Source organism: Nocardia sp. NPDC003999 (genome assembly GCF_053604885.1).
Genome location: NZ_JBSGIB010000017.1, coordinates 65,177 through 83,007 on the forward strand (window position 1 = coordinate 65,177; position 17,831 = coordinate 83,007).

Annotated in this window: 1 protein-coding gene; it reads left to right on the forward strand. The window is 70.8% G+C overall.

Going from position 1 to position 17,831, the window contains the following annotated elements:
• Positions 1–1,093: 1,093 nt before the first annotated feature.
• Positions 1,094–17,788 carry an SDR family NAD(P)-dependent oxidoreductase gene (locus ACWESM_RS27455; RefSeq protein ID WP_452494167.1) on the forward strand — a complete coding sequence of 5,565 codons (16,695 nt, stop codon included), beginning with the start codon at positions 1,094–1,096 and terminating at the stop codon, positions 17,786–17,788.
• Positions 17,789–17,831 lie beyond the last annotated feature (43 nt).

Sequence of the window (17,831 nt, forward strand, 5' to 3'; positions counted from 1 at the left end):
ACCCTCGCACCCCCGCTCGGTGGGCATCGGGGCGTATCGATACGACCGGCTCGAATTAGTTTTGTTCAGGTGAACAAAACCGCATTGCCGTGGCGTGGAATGTCGACTCAACGAAATGGCTCGGGTATCGAGCGGCGGGTGGGGCGTGTTCCAAGTATTCGTGTCGTAGGCGAGTGATCGTGAAATGCGGGTATTCTGATCCGGTTCGGACCTGCGTTCCTCTTCCGGCGCCTCCAGGTGGCCTTGTGGTATCTGCCCACTTGATGAATTCACAGGAAATATTCGGGCGGGCCGAAAACGGCAATATCCTCTTTCGGAGTTGTTTTCGGTATGGGTAGCCAGCAACGAGGTTGTTACGCCCCTTTGCCGGATGGTACGTAGGCGGACCGCATGCTTCGCTCCGGCGCGTGCCGGGTCGGCGCTCGGGAACCGCAGCGACGTCGGATGTCTCGGCGGTGGTTTGCCCATCGAGTCGAGCGGTGCGCACTCGCGGCATTCGCACACGACATCGATGCGAGCGGCCTGCTGCCGGGCATTCGCCCTCTCCTCGTTCCGTGCGTCGGTGGGAGGCTCGATTCGCCTGTGGTGGCCCGGCGGGTCCATGTTCGATCTTGAAACAGGGCAGGTCCGCGTATCACTTGCGGGAAACTGGAACGGCTGGCAGGCTAACGCTCAGCACGCGACTGGACGGTCGTCCTGTCGCTTTGCTCTGCCGAAGAAAGATTGTGCGTGTGCCATGGGTTCGTCTTCTCAGCAATGGGAAACAGAGTGTTCGCCGCGAATAAAGAATCGTGGTATATGAAGTGCTCTATGGTGTCGGGTTTACCGTCAGTGAAGGTGGCCTCGAGATGTCCATCTCGGTAACCGCCGAGAAACATTCTCCTGCCGAAAAACACGGTCGGGCCGGCGAGCACGGGCGAGCCACCCCGCTCGCGGGTACCTCGACCGGCTGCTTCGTCACCGATACCTGATCGAACTACTCGGTAGTTCTCGCCGACCCGCGCCGCTGCTCGCGACGCCGGGTTTCTTCGTCGACCCTGCGATACCCGGGATGTGAAACGTGGACTCGAGCGCTGGTGAATCGTCCGACCGCATGTTGGAGTACCTGAAGAAGGTCACCGTCGAGCTCATGACGACTCGCGACGATCTGACCCAGTTGCGGGAGAAGATCGACGAGCCGATCGCGATCGTCGGCATGAGCTGCCGCTATCCGGGCGGCGTCGAATCGCCGGAGCAGCTGTGGGAGCTGGTCGCGGCGGAAGTGGACGCGGTGGGCGGGTTCCCGGCGGACCGGGGCTGGGACCTCGATGGGCTGTACGACCCGGATCCGGACCGCTTCGGCAAGGTGTACACGCGGGAGGGCGGCTTCCTGCGCGGCGCGGGCGACTTCGACGCGGGATTCTTCGGCATCGGCCCCCGGGAGGCGGCGGCGACCGACCCGCAGCAGCGGCTGCTGCTGGAGGCTTCCTGGGAGGCCCTGGAGAACGCCGGTATCGCCCCGACCTCGCTGCGCGGCAGCGATACCGGCGTGTTCGCCGGTGTCATGTACGAGGACTACGAGCACACCGCCAGGGCCGCTGGACCGATCGCGGAGGGCTACGCGGGTATCGGTTCGACGGGCAGTGTGGTCTCGGGCCGGGTGGCCTATACGTTGGGCCTGGAAGGCCCTGCCGTGTCGGTGGACACGGCGTGTTCGTCGTCGCTGGTGGCCATCCACCTGGCCTGCCAGGCGCTGCGGCGCGGAGAGGCGTCGCTCGTGCTGGCGGGCGGCGTCACGGTGATGTCGACACCGTTCCTGTTCGTCGAGTTCTCCCGGCAGCGAGGTCTGTCGCGGGACGGTCGATGTAAGGCGTTCTCGGCGGCGGCCGATGGGGTGGGCTGGGGCGAAGGCGTGGGCGTGCTGGTGCTGGAGCGCCTGTCGGATGCGCGGCGCTCGGGGCACGAGGTGCTCGCCGTGATCAGGGGCTCGGCGGTGAATCAGGATGGCGCGAGCAATGGTTTGACCGCGCCGAACGGTCCGTCACAGGAGCGGGTGATCGCCTCGGCGCTGGCCGCGGCGGGGCTGACGCCCACTGATGTGGACGCGGTCGAGGCGCACGGTACGGGCACGTCGCTGGGAGATCCGATCGAGGCGCAGGCCCTGATCGCCGCGTACGGACAGCAGCGGGACGAGCCGCTGCGAATCGGTTCCCTGAAATCGAACATCGGTCATGCGCAGGCGGCGGCGGGTGTCGGCGGTGTGATCAAGATGGTGCAGGCGCTGCGCCACGGAGTGTTGCCGAAGACGCTGCACGTGGATGCGCCGTCGCCGCACGTGGATTGGTCGGCGGGGGCGGTGCGGCTGCTGACCGAGGCGGAAGCATGGCCCGCGTCGGCGCAGCGGGTGCGCCGTGCGGGTGTGTCGTCGTTCGGGATCAGCGGCACGAACGCGCATGTGATCGTGGAGGAAGCGCCCGCGCCGGTCGCCGGGTCCGACGGCGAGTCCGCCGATACCGAAGCCGGTCCGGCGTGCGCGGCAACCGTCGTTCCGTTGCTGGTGTCGGCGAAGACCGATGACGCGCTCCGCGCCCAGGCGGCGCGGCTGCACGCGTGGCTGCTCGAACACCCGGACGCCGACCTGCGGAGCGTGGCGTCCGCGCTGATCGAAACCAGGGCGCAATGGAATCGGCGCGCCGCGGTGGCCGGTAGCGATCGTGACCAGTTGCTGTCCGGGTTGGCGGAGTTGGCGGCCGGTACGTCCGCCGGTGCGCTCGAAGGTGTGGCCGGATCGGGGAAGACGGCCTTCCTGTTCACCGGTCAGGGTGCGCAGCGGGTGGGCATGGGGGCAGGGTTGTATGCGGCGTTTCCGGTGTTCGCCGCGGCGTTCGACGAGTTGTGCGCCGAATTCGATCGCTTGCTCGGGCCGGGTGTCTCGCTGCAGGACGTCGTCTTCGGCGCCGCGAGTGCGGATTTGCTGCACCGCACCGAGTTCACGCAGCCCGCGCTGTTCGCGTTCGAGGTGGCGTTGTTCCGGCTCGTCGAGTCGTTCGGCCTCACTCCCGATGTGCTGATCGGTCATTCGATCGGTGAGCTGGTGGCGGCGTATGTGGCGGGTGTGTGGTCGACGGCGGATGCGTGCGCGTTGGTGGCGGCGCGTGGGCGGTTGATGGGGGCGTTGCCCGAAGGCGGCGCCATGCTCGCTGCGGCGGTCACCGAGCGGCGGGCCGTCGAGATCACGGCTGCGCACGAGGGTCGACTGTCGGTGGCGGCGGTGAACGGTCCGTCGTCGGTGGTGTTCTCCGGCGACGCGGACGCCATCGGCGCGGTCGAGCGGCAGCTGTCCGATGCGGGGGTCACGGTCTCGCGGCTGCGGGTCAGCCATGCGTTCCATTCCGCGCGAATGGATCCCATGCTCGCGGAATTCCGCGCAGTCGCACAGCGGCTGACGTACCGGATGCCCACGATCGCGGTGGTGTCGAATGTCTCCGGGGCGCTCGCCGGGGCCGAATTCACCGACCCGGGTTACTGGGTCGAGCAGCTACGCGGTTGCGTGCGGTTCGCGCCGGGCGTGGACGCTCTCGTGGCCGCCGGGGTCCGCCGCTTCGTCGAAGTCGGCCCGGACGCGGTGCTGGCCGCGACGACACGTCGCTGCCTGGCCGAACACCCGCGGATCGAAGCCGAGTCGATGGTGACGGCCGCGTCGCGCCGTTCGGGCGACGAGGTGACGCAGTACATCACCATGCTCGCGCAAGCCCACACCGCCGGTGTCGAGGTGAACTGGCGCCCCCTTTTCAGCGGGCGGACACCAGAACGTGTGTCGTTGCCGACGTACGCGTTCCAGCGGCAGCGGTACTGGTTGGAGCCGCTCGCGATCGAGGCGTCACTCGAGTCATCGGATCATCCGATGCTTACCGGCGCCGTGCCGTTGGCCGGTCGGGACGAATGGCTGTTCACCGGTCGGCTGTCGTTGCGGACGCACCCGTGGCTGGCCGAGCACGCCGTTTTCGGGTCGGCGCTGCTGCCCGGCGCCGCGTTCGTGGAACTGGCGCTGACCGCGGGGGCCCGGCTCGGTGCCGGGTTCGTCGAGGAACTGCTGCTGGAAGCGCCGCTGTCGCTGACCGACGACGTCGCGATCGACGTGCAGCTGACCGTCGAACCCGCCGACGACGCGGGCGCGCGCCGGTTCGCGATCTATTCGCGTGCGGTGGTGCCCGGAGAAACCGAAGCGAGCGAGTGGATTTCACACGCCAACGGTGTCCTCGTCGCCGCCGCGGAGAGTGTGCCCGCCTGGGTCGAATCGGGATGGCGCGCCGCGCCGGAGGACGGGCGATGGCCGTCGAGCGGGGCCGAACCGGTGCCGGTCGACGGACTCTACGACCGGTTGGCGCGGCTCGGCTTCGGGTACGGTCCGCTGTTCCAAGGCGTCACCTCGGCTCGGCGCGACGGCGACGACCTGCTCGCCGAGGTGTCGCTCGCTACCGAGCCCGATGCTCAGGGACCGGCCTTCGGCATCCATCCCGCCCTGCTGGACGCCGCCTTCCACACCGCGATCACCGAACTGGCCGACGACATGCCCGCGGGCAGGCTGCCTTTGCCGTTCTCGTTCGGTGGGGTCCGGCTGTATCGCGCCGGGGCGACGGCGCTTCGGGTGCGTCTGGAACGGGTGGGGGCCGGACGCATCCGGGTAGCCGCCTTCGACGACACCGGTGCGCCCGTGCTGAGCGTCGAAGCGCTGACGGCTCGCCCGGTGGATGCCAAGGCACTCGACCGTGGAGCTGGACGCCGTGCGTCCCTGTCGGACATCGAATGGGTGCAGGCGGCCGCCGTCGCGGGCGGCGCGTCGGGCACGATCGCACTGCTCGGGGAGGCGAGTGTCGCGGGTGCCGATCGCCGCGGGACGGCACCGGCCGATCTGCTCGGCGACCAGGCGCCGCCGGAGATCGTCGTGTGGTCGCCGGACGGACCGGCCGATGGCGGCGTGACCGCGCGGACGCGCACCTGGCTGCGGGCGGCGCTGGAGTTGATACGGGAATGGCAGGCCGAGGAACGATGGCACGATTCGCGGCTGGTGATCCTGACGCGGGGTGCCGCGGGCCTGCCGGGCGAGAACCCTGACCCGGCCGGGGCCGCGGTGTGCGGTCTGGTGCGCAGCGCCCAGGCCGAACACCCCGGCCGGTTCGTTCTCCTCGACGCCGCACCCGAGGACGACCTCACGACCGAAGTGATCGCCGCGGCGGTGCGGTCGGAGGAACCGCAGCTGGTCGTGCGCGGCGGAGAACTGCGCGTCCCGCGGCTGCGCAGGCAGCACGCGGCGGCGGACGGCAACGGTCTCGGTGCGGGTGCGGTGCTGATCACCGGTGGCACCAGCGGACTTGGAGCCGAGGTGGCGCGTCATGTCGTCGCCACCCACGGCGTGCGGCGGCTGGTGCTGGTGTCGCGCCGTGGTGAACAGGCCGACGGGGTGGCCGATCTGGTGAGCGAGCTGACCGCCGCGGGCGCGCGGGTGCGGGTGGCGGCCTGCGATGTGGGCGACCGGGCCGAAGTGGCGGCGCTGCTGGCGGATCTGTCGGACGAGTTCGCGCCCAGCGCGGTGGTCCATTCCGCGGGCGTGCTCGATGACGCCACCATCGAGACCCTGACCGCCGAACAGCTCGACCGGGTGCTGGCGTCGAAGGCCGACGCCGCCTGGCATCTGCACGAACTGACCGGCGGCCTGGGACTGGCCGCCTTCGTGCTGTTCTCCTCGGTCGCGGGTGTGGTCGGCGCGTCCGGCCAAGGGAATTACGCGGCGGCGAACGCGTTCCTGGACGCGCTGGCAGTAGGACGGCGGGCGGCGGGGCTGCCCGCGGTATCGATCGCCTGGGGATCGTGGAACCAGAGCATCGGCATGACCAGTGGGCTGGGCGGCGCGGCGATGGCGCGGATGGGTCGCCTCGGCGTGCGGCCGTTGGAAACGGCGTATGGCTTGACGCTGTTCGATCGCGCCGTCGCCGCGTCGTCGCCGGTCGTGATCGCGACGGAGTTCGACACCGAGGCACTGGCGGTGCAGGCCAGGGAAGGGTCGCTGCCGCGACTGCTGCAGTCGATCGTCACGGTGCCGGTGCGGCGGGCCGCCGAGACGAGTGGGACGTTGGCGCGGCGGCTGGCCGCCGCGCCCGCGCAGGAGCGTGCGGCGATCGTGCTCGACGTCGTCCGCGAACAGGTCGCCGGTGTGCTCGGCCATATCTCCGGCGACGCCATCGATCCGACGGCGCCGTTCACCGAACTGGGCTTCGATTCGCTCGCCGGTGTGGAGTTCCGCAATCGCCTCGCCAAGACGACCGGCGTGCAACTGCCCTCGACGCTGGTGTTCGATCACCCCACCGCCGCGGCGGTGGCGGCCTTCGTGCGCTCGCGGGTGGGCGAGGCGACCGAAACCGACGCCGGGCGGCCCGCGCGGGTGACGCGCCGGATCCGTGCCGACGAGCCGATCGCGATCGTCGGGATGAGCTGCCGGTACCCGGGCGGTATCGAATCGCCGGATGGACTGTGGGACCTGGTGGCCGCCGGTGCGGACGCGATCGGCTCGTTCCCCGTCGATCGCGGGTGGGATCTGGATCGGCTGTTCGATCCCGACCCCGACCACCCGGGAACCTCCTACCTGGACCGAGGTGGATTCCTCTCCGGCATGGCCGATTTCGACGCGGGCTTCTTCGGAATCGGTCCGCGCGAGGCGGCGGCGATGGATCCGCAGCAGCGGTTGCTGCTGGAGGCGTCGTGGGAAGCGCTGGAGCACGCCGGTATCGATCCGTCGGCACTGCGCGGCAGTGACACCGGCGTGTTCACCGGGGTCTCCTATCAGGACTACGAAGAGATCGCCAAGGCCGCGGGTGCGGTCGCCGAAGGCTATATCGGTACCGGTTCCACCAGTAGCGTGCTCTCCGGTCGCGTGGCATACACCTTCGGATTCGAGGGTCCGGCGGTCACGATCGACACCGCCTGCTCCTCCTCGCTGGTGGCCATCCACCTGGCCTGTCAGGCGCTGCGCCAAGGGGAGAGTTCGCTGGTGCTGGCCAGTGGCGCCCAGGTGATGTCGACGCCGTTCATGTTCGTCGAGTTCTCCCGGCAACGCGGTCTTTCCCGGGACGGGCGGTGCAAAGCCTTCTCGGCCTCCGCCGATGGTGTCGGCTGGGCCGAAGGCGTCGGTGTGCTGGTGCTCGAGCGGCTGTCGGACGCGCGCAGGCTCGGTCACGACGTGCTCGCGGTGATCCGGGGTTCGGCGGTGAACCAGGACGGTGCGTCCAACGGGCTGACCGCGCCGAACGGTCCGTCGCAGGAACGGGTGATCGCGGCGGCGCTGGCCACCGCGGGACTGGCCCCCGAGGACGTGGACGCGGTGGAGGCGCACGGCACGGGCACACCGCTGGGCGACCCGATCGAAGCGCAGGCGTTGATGGCGACCTACGGGCAGGGCCGGACCGAGCCGCTGTGGGTCGGTTCGCTGAAGTCGAATATCGGGCACGCCCAGGCCGCCGCGGGGATCGGTGGCGTGATCAAGATGGTGCAGGCGTTGCGGCACGAGATGCTGCCGAAGACGCTGCACGTGGACGCTCCGTCGCCGCACGTGGACTGGTCGGCGGGGGCCGTGCGGTTGCTGACCGAACAGCGGCCGTGGTCGGCCTCGGTCGAGCGGGTGCGCCGGGCGGGAGTGTCCGCGTTCGGGATCAGCGGCACCAACGCGCACGTCATCGTGGAGGAAGCGCCGGGAGCCCCGCAGCGCGCGGCGGTGACGAAACCGGCGGACGCTTCGCCGGGAATGCCGCTGCTGCTGTCGGCGAAGACCGAGGCGGGGCTGCGGGCGCAGGCTGCTCGGTTGCGCGAGTGGCTCGCGGCCAGGCCCGACGCCGACCCGGTGGACGTGGCCCATTCGCTGCTCACGACGCGGGCCCGATTCGATCGGCGCGCAGCGGTGGTCGCGGGCGACCGCGCGGCCGTGCTGGCCGGGCTGGCGGATCTGGCGACCGGTGCGAGGTCGCCGGGAGTGGCCGAGGGCGGCCCCGTCGGCGGGAAGATCGCGTTCCTGTTCACCGGGCAGGGGGCGCAGCGAGTCGGCATGGGCGCTCGGCTTTACGCGACTTTCCCGGTCTTCGCGGCGGCGTTCGACGAGCTGTGCGCCGAATTCGACGGTCTGCTCGAATTACCCGAGCCTGGAATGTTGTTGCGGGACATCGTCTTCGGTGCCGCGGGTGCGGAACTCCTGCACCGCACGGAGTACACCCAGCCCGCGTTGTTCGCCTACGAGGCGGCGATGGTGCGGTTGATCGAGTCCTTCGGGATCACGCCGGACGTGCTGATCGGGCATTCGATCGGCGAACTGGTCGCGGCGTACGTCTCGGGGATGTGGTCGACCGCCGACGCGTGCGCGCTGGTGGCGGCGCGGGGGCGGTTGATGGGCGCGCTGCCCGAAGGCGGCGCGATGCTGGCCGCGGCCGTCCCGCCGGAGCGAGGGACCGAGCTCATCGCCGGATTCCGCGGCGAACTGTCGATCGCGGCGGTGAACGGACCCTCCGCGATCGTGATCTCCGGTACCGAAGGTGCCGTCGCCGAGTTGGAATCCATGCTGACGGCGGACGGGATCAAGACGTCACGGTTGCGGGTCAGCCACGCGTTCCACTCGGCGTCGATGGAACCGATGCTGCCGGAATTCGAGGCGATGGCCGCCGGTCTCGACTACCGGAGCCCGCTGCTGCCGGTGGTGTCGAACGTGTTCGGCGTCGTGGGGGGCGAAGCGCTTTCGGATTCGCTGTACTGGGCCGGTCATGTCCGCGACACCGTGCGCTACGCCCCGGGGGTCGACGCGCTGGTGGATCTCGGTGTCCGGAAGTTCTTCGAGGTCGGCCCCGATGCGGTGCTGACGGCGATGACCCGTCAGTGCCTGCCCGACGAGGTCGGGTCCCGGTCCGTCGTGGCGGCGGCGAGCAGGCGCGGCGTCGACGAGGTCACCCAGTTCCTCGGCTTCCTCGGGCATGCCTGCAACGCCGGTGTCGAGGTGAACTGGGAGCCCTTGTCGGAGGGGCGGTCACCGGAGCGTATTCCACTGCCCACCTATGCCTTTCAGCGTCGGCGCTATTGGCTGGACGTGGTCCGGCCGGTCGCGGCGGGCGCCGTCGACCATCCGATCCTGCTGGACGCGGTGCCGGTGGCGGGCAAGGACGAATGGCTGTTCACCGGGCAGCTGTCGAATGGCAGGCAGCCGTGGATCGCCGATCATGTGGTGTTCGGTACGCCGGTGGTACCGGCGACGACGTATCTGGAACTGATGTCGGCGATCGGCGATCGGCTCGGGATGCGCTCGGTCGAGGAGATGCGGCTGGACATCCCACTGGCCCTCGGTGAGCGCGCCGTCGACGTGCAGGTGTCGGTCGGTGCGGCCGAAGCGGACGGGCGGCGGAGCTTCACCCTGTACTCCCGCACCGCGGACCTCGACGACGCCGAGGCGTGGATTCCCCATGCAGGTGGCGTGCTCGCCGCCGACCACGGCCCCGAACTCGCCACCGGCTGGGACCGAATTTGGCCGCCCGCGGGCGCGGAACAACTCGACGACGAGGCGATCTATCGGCGGATCGCGCGCCTGGGAATGGAATACGGTCCCACCTTCCGTGGGATGCGCGCGGTGTGGCGGCGCGGCGACGAGGTGTTCGCCGAGGTAGCGCTGGACGACGCCACCGCCGCCGCGGCGTCGGGTTACGGCATTCATCCGGCGTTGTTCGACGCCTGTCTGCACCCCGCGCTCGACTTCGTCATGGACGAGCTGCCCGCCGGGCGGGTTCCGCTGCCGGTCACGGTCGGGGGCCTGCGGCTGGCCCGGTCCGGTTCCGGGCCGGTCCGGGTCCGCGCGGTGCTGTCGGGCGGCTACCGGATCCGGATGGATGTGGTGGACGAGACCGGCGCACCGGTATTGGGCACGGAATCCGTCGTGGTGCATCCGGTGGAGCGGCGCACGGTGGAGCGGGTCCGGTCGAATACGGCGCCGGTGCCGCTGCACGGTCTGGAGTGGGTGCCGGTGTCCGCCGGCACCGCCGAGCCGACGGGATCGATGGCGGTGCTCGGTGCGGGAAGCGTGGCCGGAATCGACCTGCGCGTCACCGACCTGAGCGAATCGGTCGACGCCGATGAGGACGCGGCAACGATCGTCTGGGTGGCCGAGACCGCGGAAGCGGGCGCGGACCCGGCGCGAGCGGGCAGGCAATGGGTCACGCGGACACTGGAACTGACGCGGTCGTGGCTGACCGACACGCGGTACGACCGGGCGCGGCTGATCGTGGTGACGCGGAACGCGCTCGGATTGCCGGGCGAGTCGCCCGACCCGGCGGCCGCTGCCGTCGCGGGCCTGTTGCGCAGCGTTCAGGCGGAGCATCCGGGCCGGATCGTGCTGCTCGATCGGGACGGCGAGATCGATGCCGGAGTGGTGGCTGCGGCGCTGGCCGCGGACGAACCACAGGTCGCGGTGCGCGACGGCCGGTTGTCGGCGCCACGGGTGCGCCGGATCGCGGCCGCACCGGCCCCGGGGGCGATGTCGTTCGGGACGGGTACGGTGCTGGTGACCGGCGGCACCAGCGGGCTGGGCGCGCTGATCGCGCGACATCTGGTGACCGAGCACGGAGTTCGGCGGCTCTTGCTGGTCTCGCGACGCGGTCGCGATGCCGCCGGGGTCCCGGAACTCCTCGCGGATTTGTCGGCGCTGGGCGCGCGAGTGGATGTCGAGTCGTGTGACATCGCCGATCGCGACGCGCTCACCGCGATACTGGCGTCGGTGCCGGAGCGGTTCCCGTTGTCCGGCATCGTGCATGCCGCCGGGGTGGTGGACGACGGCACCGTCGAGACCCTGACCACGGAGCAAGTGGATCGGGTGCTGCGCCCGAAGGTGGATGGCACCTGGCTGCTGCACGAGGCGACGCGGGACGCGGATCTTTCGGCGTTCGTGGTGTTCTCGTCGCTCGCGGGGCTGGCGGGCTCGCCGGGCCAGGGCAACTACGCGTCGGCGAACTCGTTCGCCGACGCGGTGGTCCGGCTGCGCGGTGCCGCGGGCCTGCCCGCGGTGTCGGTGGCCTGGGGGCCGTGGAACGCGGGCACGGGAATGACCGGCGACCTCGGTACTTCCGGGTTGGAACGGTTGCGGCGCTTGGGTTTCCGGCCGCTCGGCGATACGACGGGACTGTCCCTCTTCGACGCCGCGCTCACCGCGGGCTCGGCGCTGGTGGTCGGTGCGGAATTCGATCGATCGGGACTGGCGGAGCAGGCCGAGGCGGGAGCGCTCCCGAAACTGCTGAGTGCGCTGGCGCCCTCGTCCGCGCGGACCGCTCGCGCCGGTGGGGATCCGGTCGGGCGGCTGGCGTCGGCCGCGCCCGCCGACCGTGCCGAGGTGGCCCTCGCCGTGACCAGGGAGCAGGCGGCGGCCGTGCTCGGGCACGCCACCGCGGAGGCGATCGACCCCGATACCGCGTTCACGGAGTTGGGTTTCGACTCGCTGGCCGGTGTGGAATTCCGCAACCGGCTCGCCGAGGCCACCGGGCTGTCGCTGCCCTCGACCCTGGTATTCGACCATCCGAGTTCCCGTGCGGTGGCGGGTTTCCTCGTCTCCAGGCTCGGTGACGCTCCGCCCGCGCGACCACGTCCGGTGCGGGTGACGTCGCGGACTCGCACGGACGAGCCGATCGCGATCGTCGGCATGAGCTGCCGTTATCCCGGCGGCGTGAGTTCCGCCGAGCAGCTGTGGCAGCTACTGGTCTCGGGTACCGACGCGATCACGCCGTTCCCCACGGACCGGGGCTGGGACCTCGATCGGCTGTATCACCCGGACCCGGACGAACCAGGCACCACCTACGTGCGCGAGGGTGGCTTCCTCACCGACGCGGGCGGGTTCGACGCCGCTTTCTTCGGGATCGGCCCCCGGGAAGCGACGGCCATGGATCCACAGCAGCGGCTGATGCTGGAAGCCGCCTGGGAGGCGTTGGAAGACGCCGGTATCGATCCGACCGCGCTGCGCGGCAGCGATACCGGAGTGTTCGTCGGGGCTACCCCGTCCGGCTATTCCGAGCGGGTGGTCGGCGCGTACGAGGGATTCCGGATGACCGGGAACTCCGACAGCGTCACCTCGGGACGAGTGGCCTATGTCCTGGGTCTGCAGGGTCCGGCCATGACGGTGGACACGGCGTGCTCCTCCTCATTGGTGGCGCTGCACTTGGCCTGCCAGGCGCTGCGAAACGGGGAAACGTCGCTGGCGCTGGCCGGCGGTGTGACGGTGTCGGGCAGCCCGGAGCTGTACGTGGACTTCGCGCGGCAGCGGGGGCTCGCGCCCGACGGGCGGTGCAAGTCGTTCGCCGCGGGCGCGGACGGCGTCGGCTGGTCGGAAGGGGTCGGCGTGCTCGCCCTGCAACGGCTTTCGGACGCTCAGCGATCGGGCCACGAGGTGCTGGCGGTGATCCGGGGGTCGGCGGTGAATTCGGACGGTGCGTCCAACGGCCTGACCGCGCCGAACGGTCCCTCGCAGGAGCGGGTGATCGCGTCGGCACTTGCGGCGGCGGGCTTGGAGCCGGTCGACGTCGACGCGGTGGAGGCACACGGCACGGGAACTCCGCTGGGCGATCCGATCGAAGCGCAGGCGCTGATCGCGACCTACGGGCAAGGGCGGACCGAACCCGTGCGGATCGGTTCGTTGAAGTCGAATATCGGCCATTCGGTGGCGGCCTCGGGCGTGGGCGGCGTGATCAAGATGGTGCAGGCCCTGCGGCACGAGATGCTGCCGAGGACGCTGCACGTGGACGCTCCCTCGCCGCACGTGGATTGGTCGGCGGGGTCGGTGCGGTTGCTGACCGAAGCGGAGCCCTGGCCCGCGGGGCAGCGGGTACGGCGGGCGGGGGTGTCGTCGTTCGGGATCAGTGGGACGAACGCGCACGTCATCGTGGAAGAAGCGCCCGCACGCGACGAACGGCCCGCCGTGCGGGACCACCGCTGCGATCCGGACGGTGTGATCGCGTGGGTGGTGTCGGCGAAATCGGAGGCCGGTCTGCGGGCGCAAGCGGAACGGCTGCGCGCCTGGGCGGCCGAGCATCCCGAGGCCGACGCCCGTGCGGTCGGACGCTCGCTGGTGGAGACCCGCGCTCAGCTGGAGTGGCGTGGCGCCGCGCTCGGCCGTGATCGGCAGCAATTGCTGGCGGGACTGGCGGAATTGGCCGCGGGTACCGGGTCCGGCGTGGTCGAAGGGACGGCCGGATCGGGTAGGACCGCGTTCCTGTTCACCGGACAGGGCGCGCAGCGCGTGGGCATGGGCGCCGAGCTGTACTCGGCCTACCCCGTGTTCGCCCACGTGTTGGACGAGGTGTGCGCCGAATTCGATCGGTTGCGCGAGAACTCGGCCGACGCGGCGCGTTCGCTTTCGGTGGGCGATCCCGCGCCGTCGTTGCGGGAGGTGATGTTCGCCGATCCGTCGGGTGTGCTGGATCGGACCGAGTGGACGCAGCCCGCCTTGTTCGCGTTCGAGGTGGCGTTGTTCCGGTTGGTCGAGTCGTTCGGGATCACCCCGGACGTGCTGATCGGGCATTCGATCGGTGAGTTGGTGGCCGCGTATGCGGCGGGAGTGTGGTCGTTGCCGGACGCGTGCGCGTTGGTGGCGGCGCGGGGACGGTTGATGGGGGCGCTGCCGGAAGGCGGGGCCATGCTCGCGGTAGCCGTCTCCGAAACCGATGCGGCGCACCTACTCGCCGGTTTCGGTGACCGCGCGTCGATCGCCGCGGTGAACGCCCCGGACGCGGTGGTGATCTCCGGCGACGCGGACGCGATCGACGAGCTGGAACGAACTCTCGCGGCCCAGGGCCGCAAGACGACGCGGCTGCAGGTCAGCCACGCGTTCCACTCCGCGCGCATGGAACCCGCGCTGGCCGGCTTCCGCGCGGTCGCCGAGAAACTGACCTACCGGGAACCCATGCTGCCGATCGTGTCGAATGTGACCGGAGCGGTGGGGGAGACCTTCACCGACCCGGAGTACTGGGTCGGGCAGATCCGCGCGGCCGTCCGGTTCGCGCCCGGCATCCGGGCGCTGGCCGACACCGGCGTGCGCCGGTTCCTCGAAATCGGTCCTGACGCCGTACTAACGACCATGACCCGCAGCGTTATCGGAGACGAGCCGGGGAGCGGATGGTTGACGGCCCCGGCGGCCCGCCGCGTGGGAACGGAAGCGCGCCAGTTCGTGACGTTCCTGGCGCGTGCGCACGTCGCCGGAACGACGGTGGACTGGCGGCCGCTGTGGGAGGGCGGCTCGTCGCGGCGAATCCCTCTGCCCACCTATGCATTCCGTCACCAGCGGTATTGGCTGACCGCCATCGAACACACCCCCGACGTGCGGTCCTCCGGCCTGGACGATGTCGACCATCCGCTGCTCGGCGCCGCGGTCTGGCTGCCCGACTCGCACGGTGTGGTGGCGACCGGCCGGTTGTCGCTGTCGAGCCATCCGTGGCTCGCCGACCACATGATCGGCGGGACGGTGCTGTTGCCCGGCACGGCCTTCGCGGAGCTGGCGCTGTACATCGGCGCGATGACCGGCAACCCGCGCCTGGCGGAGCTCGTCGTGACGGCGCCGCTGGCGGTGCCCGCCGACGGCTCGGTCGAATTGCGGGTGCTGGCGGACGGCCCCGACGACACCGGCGCACGTGCGGTGTCGGTGTATTCGCGCCCGCGTCGTTCCGGCGCGCCGGAACAGGCGGACTGGATCCGGCACGCTACCGGAACCCTTGTCGCGCAAGCGCCGTCGGCCGAGGCGAACCCGACGACGGAAACCTGGCCGCCTGCCGGGGCGCAGCCGGTCGATATCAGCGATATGTACACCGAGTTCGCCGACCGCGGCTACGGGCACGGGCCGCTGTTCCAGGGACTGACCGCACTGTGGCGGCGCGGCGAAGAGGTCTTCGCCGAGGTGCGCCTGCCGGAACAAGAGCATTCGGCGGCCGATCGGTTCGGGCTGCATCCGGCGTTGCTGGACGCGGCACTGCACGCGATCCGGTTCACCGGGCTCACCGGAGAACCCGCTCCGGACGAGATCTACGTGCCCTACTCGTGGGAGAACGTGGACCTGCACGCCGTGGGCGCGGGCGCGGCGCGGGTACGGCTGACCGCGGCCGAGTCCGGATCCGGTGACCGGGACAACCAGCCGATCGCGGTGACGCTCACCGATCCGCACGGGGAGCAGATCTTCCGGATCTCGGCGTTGACCATGCGCCCGATTCCGATCGACACGCTGCGTTCCGCAGGCGCCGCCCCGACCGGGCACGACCCGTATCGGCTCCGGTGGGTCCCGGTGCCGGTGGCGGAACACACCGGACTCGTCGCGGACGAGCACTGGGTGCGCGGCGGCGCCGACGAGTTCGTGCGCGTCGGCGGAGGTTCCGTCGCCGTGATCCGGGTCGAAGAGACACCGGTGGACAGCGATGTGCCCGGCGTGGTGCGCACCCGGCTCGCCGAGACGGCGGAGCGGGTCACCGGACTGCTGACCCGCCACGATCGCGTCGTCGTGGTCACCCGCGGTGCGGTCGCCGTGACGCCCGCCGCGCCGGTGGACCTTGCGGGCGCGGCGGTGTGGGGCCTCCTGCGCAGCGGGCAGCACGAGAACCCGGGACGGATCGTGCTGGTCGACGTGGCGGACCGGTCGGGATACCGCCGTGCCGTCGCGGCCGCGCTGGCCATGGCCGAGGAATCCCAGGTGGCCGTGCGCGATAGTGCGGTGTACGTGCCGCGGTTGAGCCGGAGCGGGGCAGACCGGACACGGTCGCCGCGGCCGAATCCCGACGGCACGGTGCTGATCACCGGCGGCACTGGAAGCCTTGGTGCGCTCACGGCCCGGCACCTGGTCGTCGAGCACGGTGTGCGCCGGGTGCTGGTGGCGAGCAGGCGCGGCCCGGACGCGCCGGGTGCCGCGGAACTGGCGGCGGAACTGACCGAACTGGGCGCACATGTGGAGGTGCGGTCCTGTGATGTGAGCGATCGGGCGGCCGTCGACCGGCTGCTGTCCACCGTGGCGCCGGAACATCCGCTCACCGCGGTCGTGCACACCGCGGGCGCTCTCGCCGACGGTCTCCTGACCGACCTCACCTCGGCGCGGCTCGCGACGGTGCTGGGGCCGAAGGCCGACGCGGCCTGGTATCTGCACGAAGCCACGACCGATCTCGAACTGTCGATGTTCGTGCTCTTCTCCTCGTTCGCGGGGACGATCGGCAGCCCGGGCCAGGCCGACTACGCGGCGGCGAACGCCTTCCTCGACGCGCTCGCCCAGCACCGGCACCACCGGGGATTGCCCGCCACGTCCATCGCGTGGGGACCGTGGCGGGCGGAGAGTGGCATGACGAGCACCCTCACCGAGACCGGCATCGCGCGGATGCGCCGTGAGGGCCTGATACCGCTGGACGACGACTACGGAATGGCGTTGCTGGACAGCGTGCTGGCCGCGGGCGAGCCGACCGGTGTCGGCGTGCGTCTCGATTCCGCGGTGCTGAACGCACTGGCCGCATCGGGTGCGTTGCCCAGGATGCTCGGTTCCCTGGTCACCGCGGCGCCGCGACGGGCAGGCGGGGTGCGTTCGCTGGCACAGCAGCTTGCCGCGACCGCCGAAGCGGAGCGCGCAGGCGTCGTACTCGCCGCCGTTCGGGAGCACATCGCAGCGAGTCTCGGCCACACTTCCGGCGACGTGGTCGATCCGCGTGCTCCGTTCACGGAGTTGGGATTCGACTCGCTGGCCGGCATCGAGTTCCGCAATCGCCTCGCCAAGGCCACCGGGCTGGCGCTGCCGTCGACACTCGTCTTCGACCATCCCACCGGCGAGGCCCTGGCGGCGTACCTGGGTTCCCGGATCGCGGAGATGGTGCCCGTGGACGAGCCCGCCGCCGCGCCCGCGATACCCGTGGAAACCGGGGCGAGGGGTGCGCTCACCGAGCTGGTCCTGGCAGCGCACCGGCGTGGCCGGGTCGGCGCCGCGATACCGATGCTGCTGGAGAGCGCCGAACTCGTCGACACTTTCACCGCTGCGGCAGGGTCCGGTGATCCGGCGCCGATCCCACTGAGCAGGGGCGCCGGAGCGGCGACACTGCTGTGCGTTCCGTCGTTCGTGGTCGGCACCGGGCCGCACCAGTTCGCCCGGCTCGCCAGGGAACTCGGCGGCGACCGGTCGATCGCGGCGCTGCGCCTGCCCGGTACGCAGCCGGGCGAGGCGCTGCCCGAGTCGTGGGATGTGCTGCTGGATCACTTGGCGGCGGCGGTGCGCAACCGCGGAGACGACCGGCCGGTCGTGCTCCTCGGCTACTCGGCGGGCGGCGCGATCGCGCATGCGCTGGCGCATCGGCTCGAGCGGGACGGGCGCGGACCGTCCGCGGTGATCCTGCTCGACACGTATTCACCCGACGACCCGGAACAGAACCGCCGGGTGCTGCTGAGCGCGATCGGCTCCGTACTCGACCTCGGCCACGAGGTCACCGAGATCGGTGATCACGGCTTGGTCGCCATGGCGAGATACGCGCGCCTGTTCGAGCAGCGCAGGCCGTTGTCGATCACCGCGCCGACGTTCGACCTGCGGGCCGCGACACCGCTGCCGGGGCTCGACCTCGCCGAGCCGGTGCCTGCCTGGCTGCACACCGGCGAGACGGTCGAACTCGACGCCGACCACTTCTCGATCATCGGGGCGGCGACCTCGGCCGTCGCGGCCGAGATACGGCGCTGGCTGAGCGAACTCGATGACAAGGAGCCGATCCTCGCGCGGTCGGCGGCAGGCAGTGACGGAGATCCGCGATGACCGCCGGGCGGGCGTGGCACGCGGCATCGAAGCGGCGAGACAG

Bases quoted from the DNA above. Each gene is read 5' to 3' on its own strand.
- ACWESM_RS27455 (WP_452494167.1), top strand. From the start codon at position 1,094: ATGTTGGAGTACCTGAAGAAGGTCACCGTCGAGCTCATGACGACTCGC.